Origin of the sequence: Microtetraspora sp. AC03309 (genome assembly GCF_020826795.1) — a bacterium.
Taxonomy (GTDB): domain Bacteria; phylum Actinomycetota; class Actinomycetes; order Streptosporangiales; family Streptosporangiaceae; genus Microtetraspora; species Microtetraspora glauca.
The window spans coordinates 30,025-43,035 of sequence record NZ_JADDIL010000031.1 but is presented as its reverse complement, the minus strand read 5'-3'; the positions used below and the strand labels follow the sequence as shown (position 1 = coordinate 43,035).

At 69.1% G+C, this 13,011-nt stretch carries 11 protein-coding genes; 7 read left to right on the top strand and 4 right to left on the bottom strand.

Going from position 1 to position 13,011, the window contains the following annotated elements:
- Positions 1 to 122 precede the first annotated feature (122 nt).
- Positions 123 to 2,687, bottom strand: a complete 2,565-nt coding sequence (gene pepN, locus IMZ11_RS19745) for an aminopeptidase N (protein WP_228643559.1) — start codon at positions 2,685 to 2,687, stop codon at positions 123 to 125.
- Between the two features lie 163 nt (positions 2,688 to 2,850).
- Here pepN and IMZ11_RS19740 point away from each other — a divergent pair, with 163 nt between their 5' ends.
- Both IMZ11_RS19740 and IMZ11_RS19735 read left to right on the top strand, forming a co-directional pair.
- Positions 2,851 to 3,471, top strand: coding sequence for a DsbA family protein (locus IMZ11_RS19740; protein ID WP_228643557.1), 621 nt, complete (start codon positions 2,851 to 2,853; stop codon positions 3,469 to 3,471).
- Between the two features lie 128 nt (positions 3,472 to 3,599).
- Positions 3,600 to 5,006 (top strand): aldehyde dehydrogenase family protein, encoded by a 1,407-nt coding sequence (locus tag IMZ11_RS19735; RefSeq protein WP_228643555.1) that lies wholly within the window; start codon positions 3,600 to 3,602, stop codon positions 5,004 to 5,006.
- On the opposite strand, the gene def is transcribed toward IMZ11_RS19735, so the two are convergent.
- Positions 5,003 to 5,491 carry a peptide deformylase gene (def, locus tag IMZ11_RS19730; protein ID WP_061260486.1) on the bottom strand — a complete coding sequence of 163 codons (489 nt, stop codon included), beginning with the start codon at positions 5,489 to 5,491 and terminating at the stop codon, positions 5,003 to 5,005. The genes IMZ11_RS19735 and def overlap by 4 nt on opposite strands.
- Before the next feature lie 120 nt (positions 5,492 to 5,611).
- Here def and IMZ11_RS19725 point away from each other — a divergent pair, with 120 nt between their 5' ends.
- Positions 5,612 to 6,079: a ribose-5-phosphate isomerase gene (locus tag IMZ11_RS19725; RefSeq protein WP_061260588.1), complete on the top strand. Its 468-nt coding sequence runs from the start codon at positions 5,612 to 5,614 to the stop codon at positions 6,077 to 6,079.
- Between the two features lie 6 nt (positions 6,080 to 6,085).
- Here IMZ11_RS19725 and IMZ11_RS19720 read toward each other — a convergent pair whose 3' ends face one another.
- Positions 6,086 to 6,247 (bottom strand): hypothetical protein, encoded by a 162-nt coding sequence (locus IMZ11_RS19720; protein ID WP_228643553.1) that lies wholly within the window; start codon positions 6,245 to 6,247, stop codon positions 6,086 to 6,088.
- Between the two features lie 9 nt (positions 6,248 to 6,256).
- Positions 6,257 to 7,504, bottom strand: coding sequence for a GNAT family N-acetyltransferase (locus tag IMZ11_RS19715; RefSeq protein ID WP_228643551.1), 1,248 nt, complete (start codon positions 7,502 to 7,504; stop codon positions 6,257 to 6,259).
- Between the two features lie 121 nt (positions 7,505 to 7,625).
- Here IMZ11_RS19715 and IMZ11_RS19710 point away from each other — a divergent pair, with 121 nt between their 5' ends.
- The 4 genes from IMZ11_RS19710 (at position 7,626) to IMZ11_RS19695 (ending at position 12,968) form a co-directional block, all read left to right on the top strand.
- A complete protein-coding gene (locus IMZ11_RS19710; RefSeq protein ID WP_228643549.1) occupies positions 7,626 to 8,738 on the top strand; it encodes a PP2C family protein-serine/threonine phosphatase in 1,113 nt (370 codons plus the stop codon).
- 75 nt (positions 8,739 to 8,813) lie between these two features.
- Complete coding sequence (locus IMZ11_RS19705) at positions 8,814 to 10,118, top strand: RIP metalloprotease (protein WP_228643547.1); 1,305 nt, start codon at positions 8,814 to 8,816, stop codon at positions 10,116 to 10,118.
- Between the two features lie 520 nt (positions 10,119 to 10,638).
- Positions 10,639 to 12,165 carry an FGGY family carbohydrate kinase gene (locus tag IMZ11_RS19700; RefSeq protein WP_228643545.1) on the top strand — a complete coding sequence of 509 codons (1,527 nt, stop codon included), beginning with the start codon at positions 10,639 to 10,641 and terminating at the stop codon, positions 12,163 to 12,165.
- Entirely contained in the window at positions 12,162 to 12,968 is an 807-nt protein-coding gene (locus tag IMZ11_RS19695; RefSeq protein ID WP_228643543.1) for an SDR family NAD(P)-dependent oxidoreductase, read from the top strand. Before IMZ11_RS19700 ends, IMZ11_RS19695 begins: the two co-directional genes overlap by 4 nt.
- Positions 12,969 to 13,011: the final 43 nt, after the last annotated feature.

The following is a 13,011-nucleotide window of genomic DNA, read 5'->3' as shown; positions in this document are numbered from 1 at the left end:
ACCCCCGGCGGCTTGCATCGCGCTTGCGCCGGGCTTTCACCACCCGCCCGCGGCACGCACGCGAAAGGCCCCGGCGGTGAGGCCGGGGCCTTTCTACGTCGAACCGGCAGGCGGATCCGCGATCAGGCGGAGGCGTCCTTCGCGCGGGCGCGCAGCGCCCGGCTGATGCCGTCCGCACCTTCGAGGACCAGTCGGCGCAGGGCGTGCGGCGGCTGGTCCGCGGAGATGTAGTCCTGGGTCCGCGCCACTGTCTCCGGCCGGATCAGCATGGCCGGGTAGCAGCCGATCACGAAGTTCTGGGCGCTGTCGGACGTCCAGGACTTCCAGATGCGGCCGACCTCGTCGAAGTACTTCTCGCCGTACGGCTCGAGCAGTTCGACGTGGGCCGGGTCCATGAAGCCCGCGATCGTGGACCGCAGCACGGCGCCGCTCAGGGTGCCGCCGGTGATGGCCGACCAGGTCCCGGCCTTGGCCTCCGGCGTCGGGATCGCCGCCCGGCACATCGCGGCCGAGCGCTCGCCCTTGGCCGTGGCGTCCCGCTGGAGCTCGGCGTCGATGTCCGCGGCGTCGAGCACGCCGCCCGAGACCAGGGAGTGCGTCAGGGTCCAGCGCAGGTCGGCGTCGACCGCGAGCCCTTCGGGGGTGGCGGTGCCGTCCAGGATGCCCTTGACGAACGCCAGGTCCTCGGTGGAGGTGGCCACCGAGGTGAACGCGGTGACGTAGGCGAGCTGGTGGTCCGAACCGGGTGCCGCCGAGGCGATCAGGCCGCGCAGGGCCGTGGCCAGCTCGGTGAGGCCCTCCTCGATCCACGCGGGGTCGGCGTACTGCTGCACGGCGAGGCGGGCCTGGCGCAGCACGGCCTGCACGACCGTGATGTCCTTCACCGAGTCGATGCCGGAGACGACCAGCTTGACGTAGTCGCGGGTGGCCATCTCGGCGTCGCGGGTCATGTCCCACGCGGCCGACCAGCACAGCGCGCGGGGCAGTGAGTCGGCGAACGCGGTGATGCCGCCGTTGATGAGGGTCTCGAGCGACCGCTCGTCGAGCCGGATCTTGGCGTAGGTCAGGTCGTCGTCGTTGACGAGGACCAGGTCGGGACGGGCCTCGCCGACCAGCTCGGGGACGGCCGTGCGGGCGCCGACCACGTCGAGCTCGACCCGGTTGGTGCGGGTGAGCACGCCGTCGACCATCGAGTAGAGGCCGATCGCGACCCGGTGCGAGCGGAGCGTGGGGTGCTCCTGCGGGGCCTCCTGCAGCACGTCGAACGTGAGGAACCGGCCCTCGTCGTCGGTCGTGAAGGACGGGCGCAGCGTGTTGACCCAGGAGGTCTCCAGCCACTCCTTCGACCAGGAGGACAGGTCGCGGCCGGAGGTGCGCTCCAGGGCCGAGAGCAGGTCCTGCAGGGAGGTGTTGCGCCAGGCGTGCTCGTTGAAGTAGTCGCGGACCCCGGAGAGGAAGTTGTCCAGGCCGACGTAGGCCACGAGCTGCTTGAGCACCGAGGCGCCCTTGGCGTACGTGATGCCGTCGAAGTTGACCTCGACGGCCTGCATGTCCGGGATGTCGGCGGCGATCGGGTGCGTCGAGGGGAGCTGGTCCTGCCGGTAGGCCCAGGCCTTCTCGACGTTGGCGAAGGTGGTCCACGCGCCCTGGCCCCAGCGGGTGGCCTCGGACTGGCACAGGACCGACATGTAGGTGGCGAACGACTCGTTCAGCCAGAGGTCGTCCCACCAGCGCATGGTGACCAGGTCACCGAACCACATGTGGGCCATCTCGTGCAGGATCGTCTCGGCACGGCGCTCCACCATGGCGTCGGTGACCCGCGAGCGGAAGACGTAGTCCTCGAGGAAGGTGACGGCGCCCGCGTTCTCCATCGCGCCCGCGTTGAACTCCGGCACGAAGAGCTGGTCGTACTTCCCGAAGGGGTAGCGGACGTCGAAGACCTGGTGGAAGAAGTCGAAGCCCTGCTTGGTGACCTCGAAGATGTTGTCGGCGTCGAGGTACTGGGCCAGGGACTGGCGTACGTAGATGCCGAGCGGGATGCCGTCGTGGTCGTCACGGACCACGGCGTACGGGCCGGCGATCAGGGCCGTGATGTAGGTGGACATGACCGGCGTGGGCGGGAAGTGCCACCGCCGGGACGCCTGCAGCACGCCGTGACGGCCCTCGTGCGCCTCCAGTTCCTCGACGGAGTCGGGCGCGCCGTTGGACACGACCTCCCAGTCCGCGGGGGCGAGCACGGTCAGCTCGAAGGTGGCCTTCAGGTCGGGCTGGTCGAAGCAGGCGTACATCCGGTGGGCGTCCGCCGTCTCGAACTGGCTGTGCAGGTAGACCTTCTGGTCCACCGGGTCGACGAACCGGTGGAGGCCCTCGCCGGTGCGCATGTAGGACGCGTCGGCGTCGACGCGCAGCTCGTTGTGCTCCGCCAGTCCCGGCAGCGGGAGACGGCCCTTCTCCTCGTCGTAGGTGCTCACGTCGAGTGCCACGCCGTTCAGCTTGGCCGACCTGACGTGCGCGCCGTGCAGGTCGATGAACGTGTCCGCCCCGGGCCGGTTCGAGGTGAAGTGGACCGTCGTGATGCTCTCGAACCGGTCCTCGCCCTCTGTCAGGTCGAGCTCGACCGCGTAGGACTGGACGGTCAGCAGCCGGGCGCGCTCCCGGGCCTCGTCACGGGTCAGATTGCCTGCCACATCCGCTCCTCATCACACGTCCCGCCGCGCCTTCGCGGGGGGATGACCTGATCCTGCCATGCCATGACGACGAAAATCGCCTTCAATTCGCCCGCTGGAATAGCGAGATCCGGTTTCCGGTTACGGACCGATGCAACCACATTGCCCAGTGAGAGGCTCGTTCATGTCTGACAGGAAGATCGTCGACTTCTGGTTCGATCCCTTCTGCCCGTGGGCCTGGGTGACGTCTCGCTGGATGATCGAGGTGGAGAAGCTGCGCCCGGTGGATACGCGCTGGCGCATCATGAGCCTCGCCGTGCTCAACGAGGGCAAGGACATCCCGCAGGAATACCGGGAGAAGCTCGCCAGGGCGATGGAGCCGGTGCGGGTGCTCGCCGCGGCCGCCGAGAAGTACGGTGACGAGGTCCTCGGCGCCCTCTACACCGAGCTCGGGACCCGGTTCCACAATGAGGGCAGGCGCAAGCGGCCGGAGACGTGGACGGACACCTTCGTGGAGTCGCTCACGGCCGCGGGGCTGGACCCGGAGCTCGCCGGGGCCACGGAGTCCGAGGAGTTCGACGACGCGATCCGCGCCTCCCACAACGAGGGCATCGAGCTGGTCGGCCAGGAGGTCGGCACGCCGATCATCGCCGTCGACGGTGTGGCGTTCTTCGGCCCGGTCGTCTCGCCCATCCCGCGGGGCGAGGACGCGGCCCGCCTGTGGGACGGCGTCCTGCTCGTGGCGGGCACGGACGGCTTCTTCGAGCTCAAGCGGTCCCGTACGCGCGACCCGATCTTCACCTGACCTCATATTTCGGGGTAATGCGGATTTTGATGTCCTTGTCAGGCTCTGTTGTGCTTTCGCGTTAGCCTGGACGCCGCGCCGGGGGCGCACCCTCACTACCTGACTGTTCTCGCGCAAGGATGAGGTTCATGCGTCAGCTGTACGTGAACGGAGCCTGGGTTTCGTCCACCTCGGGTGAGGGGGTCGATGTGATCAACCCCGCCACCGAGGAGATCGTCGACCGCGTCCCCGCCGGTTCACCGGCCGACGTCGAACCGGCGGTGGCCGCGGCCCGTGCCGCCTTCCCCGCCTGGTCCCGTACACCCCCCGCCGAACGGGGCAAGATCCTCGCGGCGGCCGCCGGGCTGCTGAGGGAACGGGCCGACCAGGTGGCCACGACGATCGCCACCGACATGGGCGCGCCGTACCCGATCGCGTTGCGTGTGCAGACGCTGATGCCCGCCGGCGTGCTCGCGACGTACGCCCAGCTCGCCGAGGAGTACGACTTCGACGGGTCGAGGATCGGCAACTCTCTGATCGTCAAGGAGCCCGCCGGGGTCGTGGGCGCGATCACGCCCTGGAACTATCCGCTGCACCAGGTGATCTGCAAGGTCGCCCCGGCGCTGGCGGGCGGATGCACGGTCGTGCTCAAGCCGAGCGAGGTGGCTCCGCTCGCGGCGTACGCGCTGGCCGACGTCTTCCACGAGGTCGGCCTGCCGCCTGGCGTCTTCAACATGGTGAGCGGGCACGGCCCCGTCGTCGGCGAGGCGCTCGTCACCCACCCGGACGTCGACATGGTCTCCTTCACGGGCTCGACCAGGGCCGGCCGGCACGTCGCGGCACTGGCCGCCGAGACGGTCAAGCGGGTCGCGCTCGAACTCGGCGGCAAGTCGGCGAACATCATCCTCCCCGACGCCGACCTGGAGGCCGCGGTCAAGGTCGGCGTGGCCAACGCCTTCCTCAACTCGGGCCAGACCTGCTCGGCCTGGACCCGGATGCTCGTCCACTGGGACCAATACGACGAGGCGGTGCGGCTCGCGGTCGAGGCCGCGCGCACGTACACAGTGGGCGACCCCTTCGCGGAGGAGACCCGCCTCGGGCCGCTCGTGTCCGCCGCCCAGCGCGACCGGGTGATCCGCTACATCAACAGAGGCCAGGAAGAGGGGGCCCGCCTCGTGCTCGGCGGCACCGACGCGCCCCTCGAACGGGGTTACTACGTCGAGCCCACGATCTTCGCGGGGGTGGCGCCCGGCATGACCATCGAGCAGGAGGAGATCTTCGGGCCCGTCCTGGCGATCGTCCCCTTCGACTCGGAGGACGAGGCCGTCCAGATCGCCAACGGCACGCCGTACGGGCTGGCCGGGGCCGTGTGGGCGGGCACCGAGGAACGTGCGCTCGGTGTGGCGCACAGGCTGAGGACCGGCCAGGTGGCCGTCAACGGCGGCAGGTTCAACCCGCTCGCGCCGTTCGGCGGGTACAAGCAATCGGGGATCGGGCGCGAGATGGGCGAACTCGGCCTCGAGGAGTACCTGGAGACGAAGGCGATCCAGCTCTAGGGGGTCTGCAGGAGGATCTTCCTGCGGTCGTCCTTGGGCAGCCTGTCCACGTAGAGCAGGCCGTTGAGGTGGTCGAACTCGTGCTGGAAGCAGCGGGCCAGCATGCCGCGGGCCTTGACGGTCACGGGCCGGCCGAGCCGGTCGAGTCCGCGCAGGGTGACACCGGCGGCCCTGGCGGTCGGCGCGTACAGCGGCTTGCCGGTCTCCCTGCCGGGAACGGACAGGCACCCTTCCTCCTCGACGACCTCCTCGGGGTCGTCGATCGTGAGCTCGGGGTTCACCACATGGCCCTTGCGGTTGCTGATGTCGTAGACGAAGAGCCGCTTGCCGACGCCGATCTGGGGGCCGGCGAGGCCCACGCCGTCGGCCATGTACATCACCGAGAACATCTCGTCGATGAGGCGGCGCAGCTCCCGGTCGAAGTCGGTGACCGGCTCGGCCGGGGTGCGCAGGACGGGGTCGCCCACATAACGGATCTCGCGCATGACTCTCCTGGTCTGTCGGCCTCCGCGTCGTCCCGGTAAGGAGTCACGGGGGTAGTGAGTTGTTACTTTAGTGGAGGCCCCTGAGTCATGTCTTCGGCGAGCACCTGCGAGACTGAGGGGGTGCGTGTCTACATCGGTGCCGACCATGCCGGCTACGAGCTCAAGAACCACCTCGTCTCCTGGTTGAAGGAGCAGAACCACGAGGTGGTCGACTGCGGTCCGTTCGTCTACGACGCCGAGGACGACTATCCGGCGTTCGTGCTGCGCGCCGCCCAGGGGGTGGCGGGCGATCCGGGCAGCCTCGGCGTGGTGCTCGGCGGCTCGGGCAACGGCGAGCAGATCGCGGCCAACAAGGTCCGAGGCATCCGCGCGGCCCTCGCCTGGAACGACGACACCGCGAAGCTGGCCCGCGAGCACAACGACGCCAACGTGATCAGCCTGGGCGGCCGGATGCACCCCGTGGAGGACGCGGTGCGCTTCGTCGAGATCTTCCTCTCCACGCCCTTCACGGGCGCGGAGCGGCACGCTCGCAGGATCGCCCAGCTGTCCGACTATGAGACGACGGGCGAGTTGCCGCCGCTGCCGTAGCCGGCGTTACTCTCCCAGCCGTTCCTTGCCGCGGCGCACCTCGCGCCGCGGCATCTCGTCGCGCAGGAGGCGCCGCTCGGCGGCCTCCTGCTGTTCGGGCGTGGGACGGGACACGTCCCGTGCCCGCATCGCGATGACCGCCGTGATCTGCAAGCTCTGCAGCGCCATGCGGCAAGCCTAGAAGATGAGACTGCCCCATGGGCGAGGCTCCCACGACATGGCGGTGGACAGCTCGCGCAGCGCGCCCTCGCTATGCTCGGTGACCAGCCCCGCGGCCCCCACGGCGAGAAGCGGCCGTCCGCCCAGGTAGGCGGCGCCGAGCGCGGTGACGGGCACGGTCAGGTCGGCGGGGTCGCCGGTCCGCTCGCAGGACGCCTTGCCGGTGACCGGTCCCGGGCTCGCGACCAGCCGGTAACGACCCGCGTTCCACGGGCACAGCCGGTCCTCGACCTCGATCACGACGTCCACTGGAGCGGCGTAGGCACGCCCGGCGAGCGCCCGGCCGACGTCCACGAGCCGGATCCAGAGGTCGTCCAGCCAGCCCGCGTTCAACTGCCGGGGCTCGGCCAGGAGATGCATGAGCGGATCGTCCACCGGACGGCCCCACGCGTGCAGCCGGACGCACAGATCCCGGTCCAGCACGCTGCGCCACACCAGCGCGTACGCCGCCGGATCGGTGGCGAACAGATCGTCCACCAGGACCTCGCCGTCGGGGACGTTGTGGTCGGTCCATCCGCCCTTGACGCGGAAGAGGGCGTAGCCCCGCGGCCCGGAGTCGTCCTCGACGATCAGGCAGCGAAGCGGGCCCGCGCCCCTGCGCTGGAACTCCTCGTCGCCGAGGACGTCGAGACGCCAGCGCGCGTCGGACCTCGCGTAGAGGCCCGGCCGGGTCGTCCGTACCGCCTCGAAGACCCGCTCCACGTCGGCGCGGGCGGCCTCGGCGGGTACGGCGAGGCGCACACGGAGGGAGGGGTCCACCGGCGCGTCGCGTACGAACGCCGAGCGGTGCGTCGGGATGCGGAAGAAGAGGTTGTCGGCGGCCCTGCCGTACCCGAAGCGGCCGTAGATCGCCGCCTCGGAGGCGTAGAGGGCGGCGACGGACTCGCCGCGCTCGTGGACGTCGTTCAGCTGGCGGGTCATCAGCGAGGTCAGGATCCCCCGGCGGCGGTGCGAGGGCAGCACCGCGACCGCCGTGACCCCGGCGACCGGTACGGGACCGCCGGGCACCGTCATCGTGAGGCTGGCCACGGCGGTCGCGCCGACGATCAGGTCTCCGTCGAAGGCGGCCAGCGAGCGGTCCAGCTCGAGGAACTCCCGAAACCGATCATGCTGCTCGGGAGACAGGGGGGAGTTGAAGGACTCCCGATCGACTGTGGCGAATGCCGGCCATTCGGACTCTGTGATGGGACGAATCTGGACAGTCACCCGCTCACAGTAGGAGCGTGTAAAGGGTGAGGGCCAGCGAATATCCCTCCGTGCTTAGTGATCTAGGCATTGGTCAAGTGGCTGCCCTCATCGCCGACGGGCGGATACAGTCGAGGTCATCATGAGTTCCCGTCGGGCGCCGCTCATCCCTCCACGGCTCCGTGCGTTGCTAGTGCGTGTGCCGCTTCTGGTGCCGCTTGTCCGCTTTCTAAGGAAGAGTTCGTCGAAGGATCGCCACCGCCTGATCATCCTCGTCGTCGCCACGCTGCTCATAGGCGTTCTTGACGTCGAGGTCTCCGCGCACTGGTTCTCGCCGGCCCTGCTGGTGCCCGTGATGCTCATCGGCGGCCTCCAGCTCCGACTGCGCAGCCTGGGCGTCCTGCTCTGCGCGGTCGTCGCCTCGCTCGCCTACATGGCGGTGGCCGGGGGCGTCATGCAGCTTGGGCCGGGGACGCTCATCACCGCCGGCTTCACCGCGGTGCTCGCCTGGATCATGGCACGTACCCGCGGCAAGCTCGGCGTCCTGGGCCTGCGCGGCGACGCGATGCTGCTGGAACTCCGTGACCGGCTCAAGCGGCAGAGCGAGTTGCCCCACCTCCCCAAGCACTGGGGCGGCAAGGTCGTGCTCAAGCAGGCCGGGGGCTCGTCCTTCGGCGGTGACTTCGTGGTGTCCGTACGGCAGGGCGACCGGGTGGAGGTGGCGGTCGTCGACGTCTCGGGCAAAGGCGTGGACGCCGGGACCCGCGCGCTGATGCTCTCCGGCACCTTCGGAGGGCTGCTCGGCTCCGTCGACGACTTCCTGCACGCGTGCAACACCTACCTGCACCGGCAGCGCGGCGACGAGGGGTTCGTCACCGCCGCCCACCTGAGCCTCGACCTGTCCACGGGGGAGTACGTGATCACCTCCGCGGGCCACCCGCCCGTGGTCAAATTCGACGCGGGAACGGGCACCTGGCACGTCGCCACGGCCAAGGGCGTGGTGCTCGGCGTGGTGCCCGACCTCCATTGCGAGCCCGACAGCGGGGTGCTGCGCAAGGGCGACGCGCTCATGCTCTACACCGACGGGCTGATCGAGCAGCCGGGCCGCGACATCGACGCCGGCCTCGACCGCCTGCTCGGCGAGGCCGAACGGCTGCTGCCCACCGGATACCGCGAAGGCGCCCGGCAACTCGTCAACTCCATGTCGGCCGGGCATAACGACGACTGTGCCCTCGTCCTGATCTGGCGCCCCTGACGGCGGGGACGGTGGGCTACCCTCAAAAAGGCAACGCAGGGAAAGAAACCTTCTCCTCCACGGGGGTACGCGCTGATGAACTGGCTATTCTTAGCCGGATTCCTTGTCCTCTTCGGAGGGCTTCTCCTCTCCATCGCGTTGCACGAGATCGGACATCTCGTTCCCGCCAAGATCTTCGGCGTCCGCGTCACGCAGTACATGGTCGGCTTCGGCCCCACGATGTGGTCCCGCAGGCGCGGCGAGACCGAATACGGCGTGAAGTGGCTCCCCTTCGGCGGATACATCCGCATGATCGGCATGTTGCCGCCCCGGCCGAACGACGACCCGACCAAGCTGCGCAGCGTCTCGACCGGGCCGTGGCAGGGCCTCATCGAGAACGCCAGGGCCGTCGCCTCGGAGGAGATCCGCCCCGGCGACGAGTACCGCGTCTTCTACCGCAAGCCCTGGTGGCAGAAGGTCATCATCATGTTCGGCGGCCCGGCGATGAACTTCGTCCTGGCCTTCGCGCTCTTCGCGATCGTCTTCATGGGCTTCGGCGTCCAGGTGTCCAAGCCGGTCGTGTCCACGGTGTCCCAGTGCGTGGTCCCGGCCACCCAGACCGAGCAGCGCGAGTGCCGTTCCAGCGACCCGGTGACCCCGGCGGCCAAGGCCGGGCTGCTTCCCGGTGACCGCATCACGTCCGTCGGCGGCACGCGGGTGAGCACCTGGGAGGCGGCCACCGCGCTGATCCGCGCGCACGGCGCCGGCCGTACCGACCTGGGCGTGGTCCGGGGCGGGAAGGAGATCACGGTCGGCGTCGACCTGATCGCGCAGGACCGCCCGTCCGTCGACGACCCGAGCAAGATCGAGAAGAACGTCGGCTTCCTCGGCGTCGCTCCGACCATGGTGATCGAGAAGCAAGGGCCGGGCTTCGTCGTCACCCAGATGTGGGACTTCACCCAGCGCACCGCCGTCGCCATGGTCAACATCCCGAAGAAGATGGTGGGTGTCTGGCAGGCGGCATTCTCCGGGGAGAAGCGCGACCCGAACGGGCCGGTCGGCATCGTCGGCGCGGGCCGGTTCGGCGGCGAGATCGCCGCGTCGTCGGCGCCGCTGGAAAACAAGATCATCATCTTCATCAACCTGCTCGCCGGGCTGAACCTCGCGGTCGGCATGTTCAACCTCATCCCGCTGCTCCCGCTCGACGGCGGCCACATCGCCGGCGGACTCTGGGAGGGGATCAAGCGCGGCTTCGCGCGGATCAGCCGCCGGCCCATGCCGGGGTACGTGGACGTCGCCAAGGCGCTGCCGCTCACGTACGCCATGGCCGCCCTGCTGCTGGTCATGGGCGGGCTGCTGGTCTACGCCGACCTGGTCAACCCCATCCGCCTGTCCGGCTGACCGGTCGACTCGCCGCCTCACGCCCGGCCCGGCGTGAGGCGGCGTCGAACGGCCCCGCTCGGGGTGGCCGCCGAGGTTCACCCCGCTGCGGGTGGCCGGGCCTGCTCGTCGCCTTCGAGCGGCGTTATGACGCGACCCCCCGGCCCTTCGGTTGAAGTTCGCCTCGGCCGACCTCGGACGCAGCCCTCTGTCGCGGTCCGCGACTGCTTCACGTGCTTCACGCGCTTTACGCCTGAGCCGCTTCAGCGCGGCCATGGGCACCTCACGTCGTTCGGCGATCGGCAAAACCATCAGGTCACCGGGCGTATGCGTGCCGGGCGGCGCTCCTCACCGCATCGTCTTCCGTGAGTGAACTCTTTGGCGGCGTGACTGTTGACACACTCATCCGCTCGCTGCGACCATCTACTGACCAGCCATTCATTATTGAATATTTATGCAGATGGCTTGTGCGGTACAGCGGGCGACACGATCGTGCGCTGCTCCCTCGCAATTCGTGTGACATTCGGCAGGAGAGATCATCGTGGCTGACGCCAGCATGTCCAGGGGTGTCCCCGCGGTCGCCGCCATCGATCAAGGGACGAGTTCCAGCAAAGCGGTCGTGGTGGGCGCCGATGGCAGAGTCCTCGGCAGGTCCTCGGTCGGAATCGGCCGAGCCGACCCCGCTCCGGGCTGGGTGGAGCAGGACGCGACCGAGATCCGCGAGAGCGTTGTCGCGGCGCTCGTGACCGTCCTGGACTCCGTAGATGTCGAACTCGTCGGTATCGGTCTGTCGAACCAGCGCGAGTCCGCCGTCATCTGGAGCCGTAGGACGGGCGAGCCCCTCGGCCCGGTCCTCGGATGGCAGGACCGGCGCACGGCGCATCGGGTACGCCCACTGGAGGAGTCCGGCTGGGCCGCCAGAATCCGCGCGAAGACGGGCCTTCCGCTCGACCCCATGTTCTCCGCGCTCAAGTACGAATGGCTGCTGGACCAGGTCGATCCCGGTCGCGATGCGGCCCGTCGGGGCGAGATCGCGCTCGGCACGATCGACTCCTGGCTGATCTGGACGCTGACCGGCGAGCACCGCATCGAGATCGGCAACGCCAGCCGTACCCAACTCCTCAACCTGGAGACGCTGTCGTGGGACAGCGAGCTGCTCGAACTGTTCCACATCCCGCGCGTCTGCCTGCCGCGCATCTCGGCGTCGGCCGACGCGACGGCCCCGCTCATTGACATCCCCGGCGTTCCCCGGGGCACGAGCATCCATGGAATCCTCGGCGACTCGCACGCCGCTCTGTACGCCCATGGAGTGCGCGCTCCCGGCCAGGTGAAGGCGACCTACGGGAGCGGCAGCTCGATCATGGGTCTCGCCGGTGTCAACGACGGCGTGCCCGGCGCCCGCGTCCTGGACGGCCTGGCCACCACCATCGCGTGGGCCGATCCCGCTCCGGCCTTCGCCTTCGAGGGGACGATCCTTTCGACCGGCGCCACGCTCCTGTGGCTCGCGAAGATCCTCGGAATCGACCCGGCCCAGCTCAGCGCGCTCGCGCAGTCCGTCCCCGACACCCAGGGCGTCGATCTCGTACCGGCCTTCGCCGGTCTGGGGGCACCCTGGTGGGACGAATCGGCGGTGGCGCTGGTCAGCGGCTTCGGGCTGGGCACCGGCCCGGGCCATCTGGCCCGCGCGGCGTTCGAGTCGGTGGCGTTGCAGACCGAGGACCTGTTCTCCGCGGTCGAAGAACGTCTTGGCTCACCGATCGAGACGGTGCTCGCCGACGGCGGGCCCAGCCAGAACGACTGGCTCATGCAGGTGCAGGCCGATCTGAGCCAGCGGCGCGTGGTTCGCAGCAACATCGCAGAACTCTCCGCCACCGGTGCCGCCCATCTGGCCGGCGTCAGCTGTGGGTTGTGGACGGCGGACGAGTGCCTTCGCCTACCCCGGGACCGCTCGCCGTTCGACCCCTTGGTCGAGAGACCCGACGCCGTCGCTCGCCGTCAGACGTGGCGAGCGGCGATCGAACGCTCCCGATTCCAGCCCGATATCCCCAGAAAGCAGAGCAACGAATGAACGAACAGGCATCGGACATCTTCGCCGGGCACTTCGCCGGTAAGAAGGTGCTGGTGACAGGCGCCGCCCGTGGCATGGGATGCACGATTTCCCGTTCCTTCGCGGAGGCGGGAGCCGCGGTACTGCTGGTCGACCGTGATGATCAGGTGCACGAGACGGCGAAGCGGATGCGGGCCGATGGGCTCGACGCGCGTGCCTGTACGGCCGACGTAACCGACGATGCGGCCGTCAAGGCGGCCGTCGCGGTGGCGGCCGAGGAGTGGGGGCGTATCGACGTCCTCGTCAACAACGCGGGCGTGATCAGTGTCGAACGACTCACCGACCTGACGACGGAGGAGTTCAAGCGCGTCCTCGACGTCAATACGGTCGGCCATTTCATCGTGGCGCGAGAGGCCGTGTCGCTGCTGCGCGAGAGCGGCGGCGGTGTGATCCTCAACGCCGCGAGCGCCCAGGCGAGGGAGGGGTTCATCTTCACCCCGCACTACGCGGCCAGCAAGTTCGGGGTCGTCGGCATGACGCAGTCCCTCGCCAAGGAACTCGCCGAGGACAACATCCGAGTGAATGCGTACTGCCCCGGCATCGTCATGACCGATATGTGGGGCTACCTGGATGGTGCCTGGGGCGCCAAGCTCGGGGACTACCGGCCCGGCGAACTCGTGGCGGAATGGATCCGCGACATACCGCTGCAGCGACCTGCCACCGAGGCGGATGTGGCCAACCTCCTGCTCTTCCTCGCCTCCGATGCCGCCTCCTACATAACCGGCCAGACGATCAACGTCGACGGCGGAATGTCAATGGACTGACATGGACCATCCGAACATCCGTACGCCCCATTGGAGCCAGAAG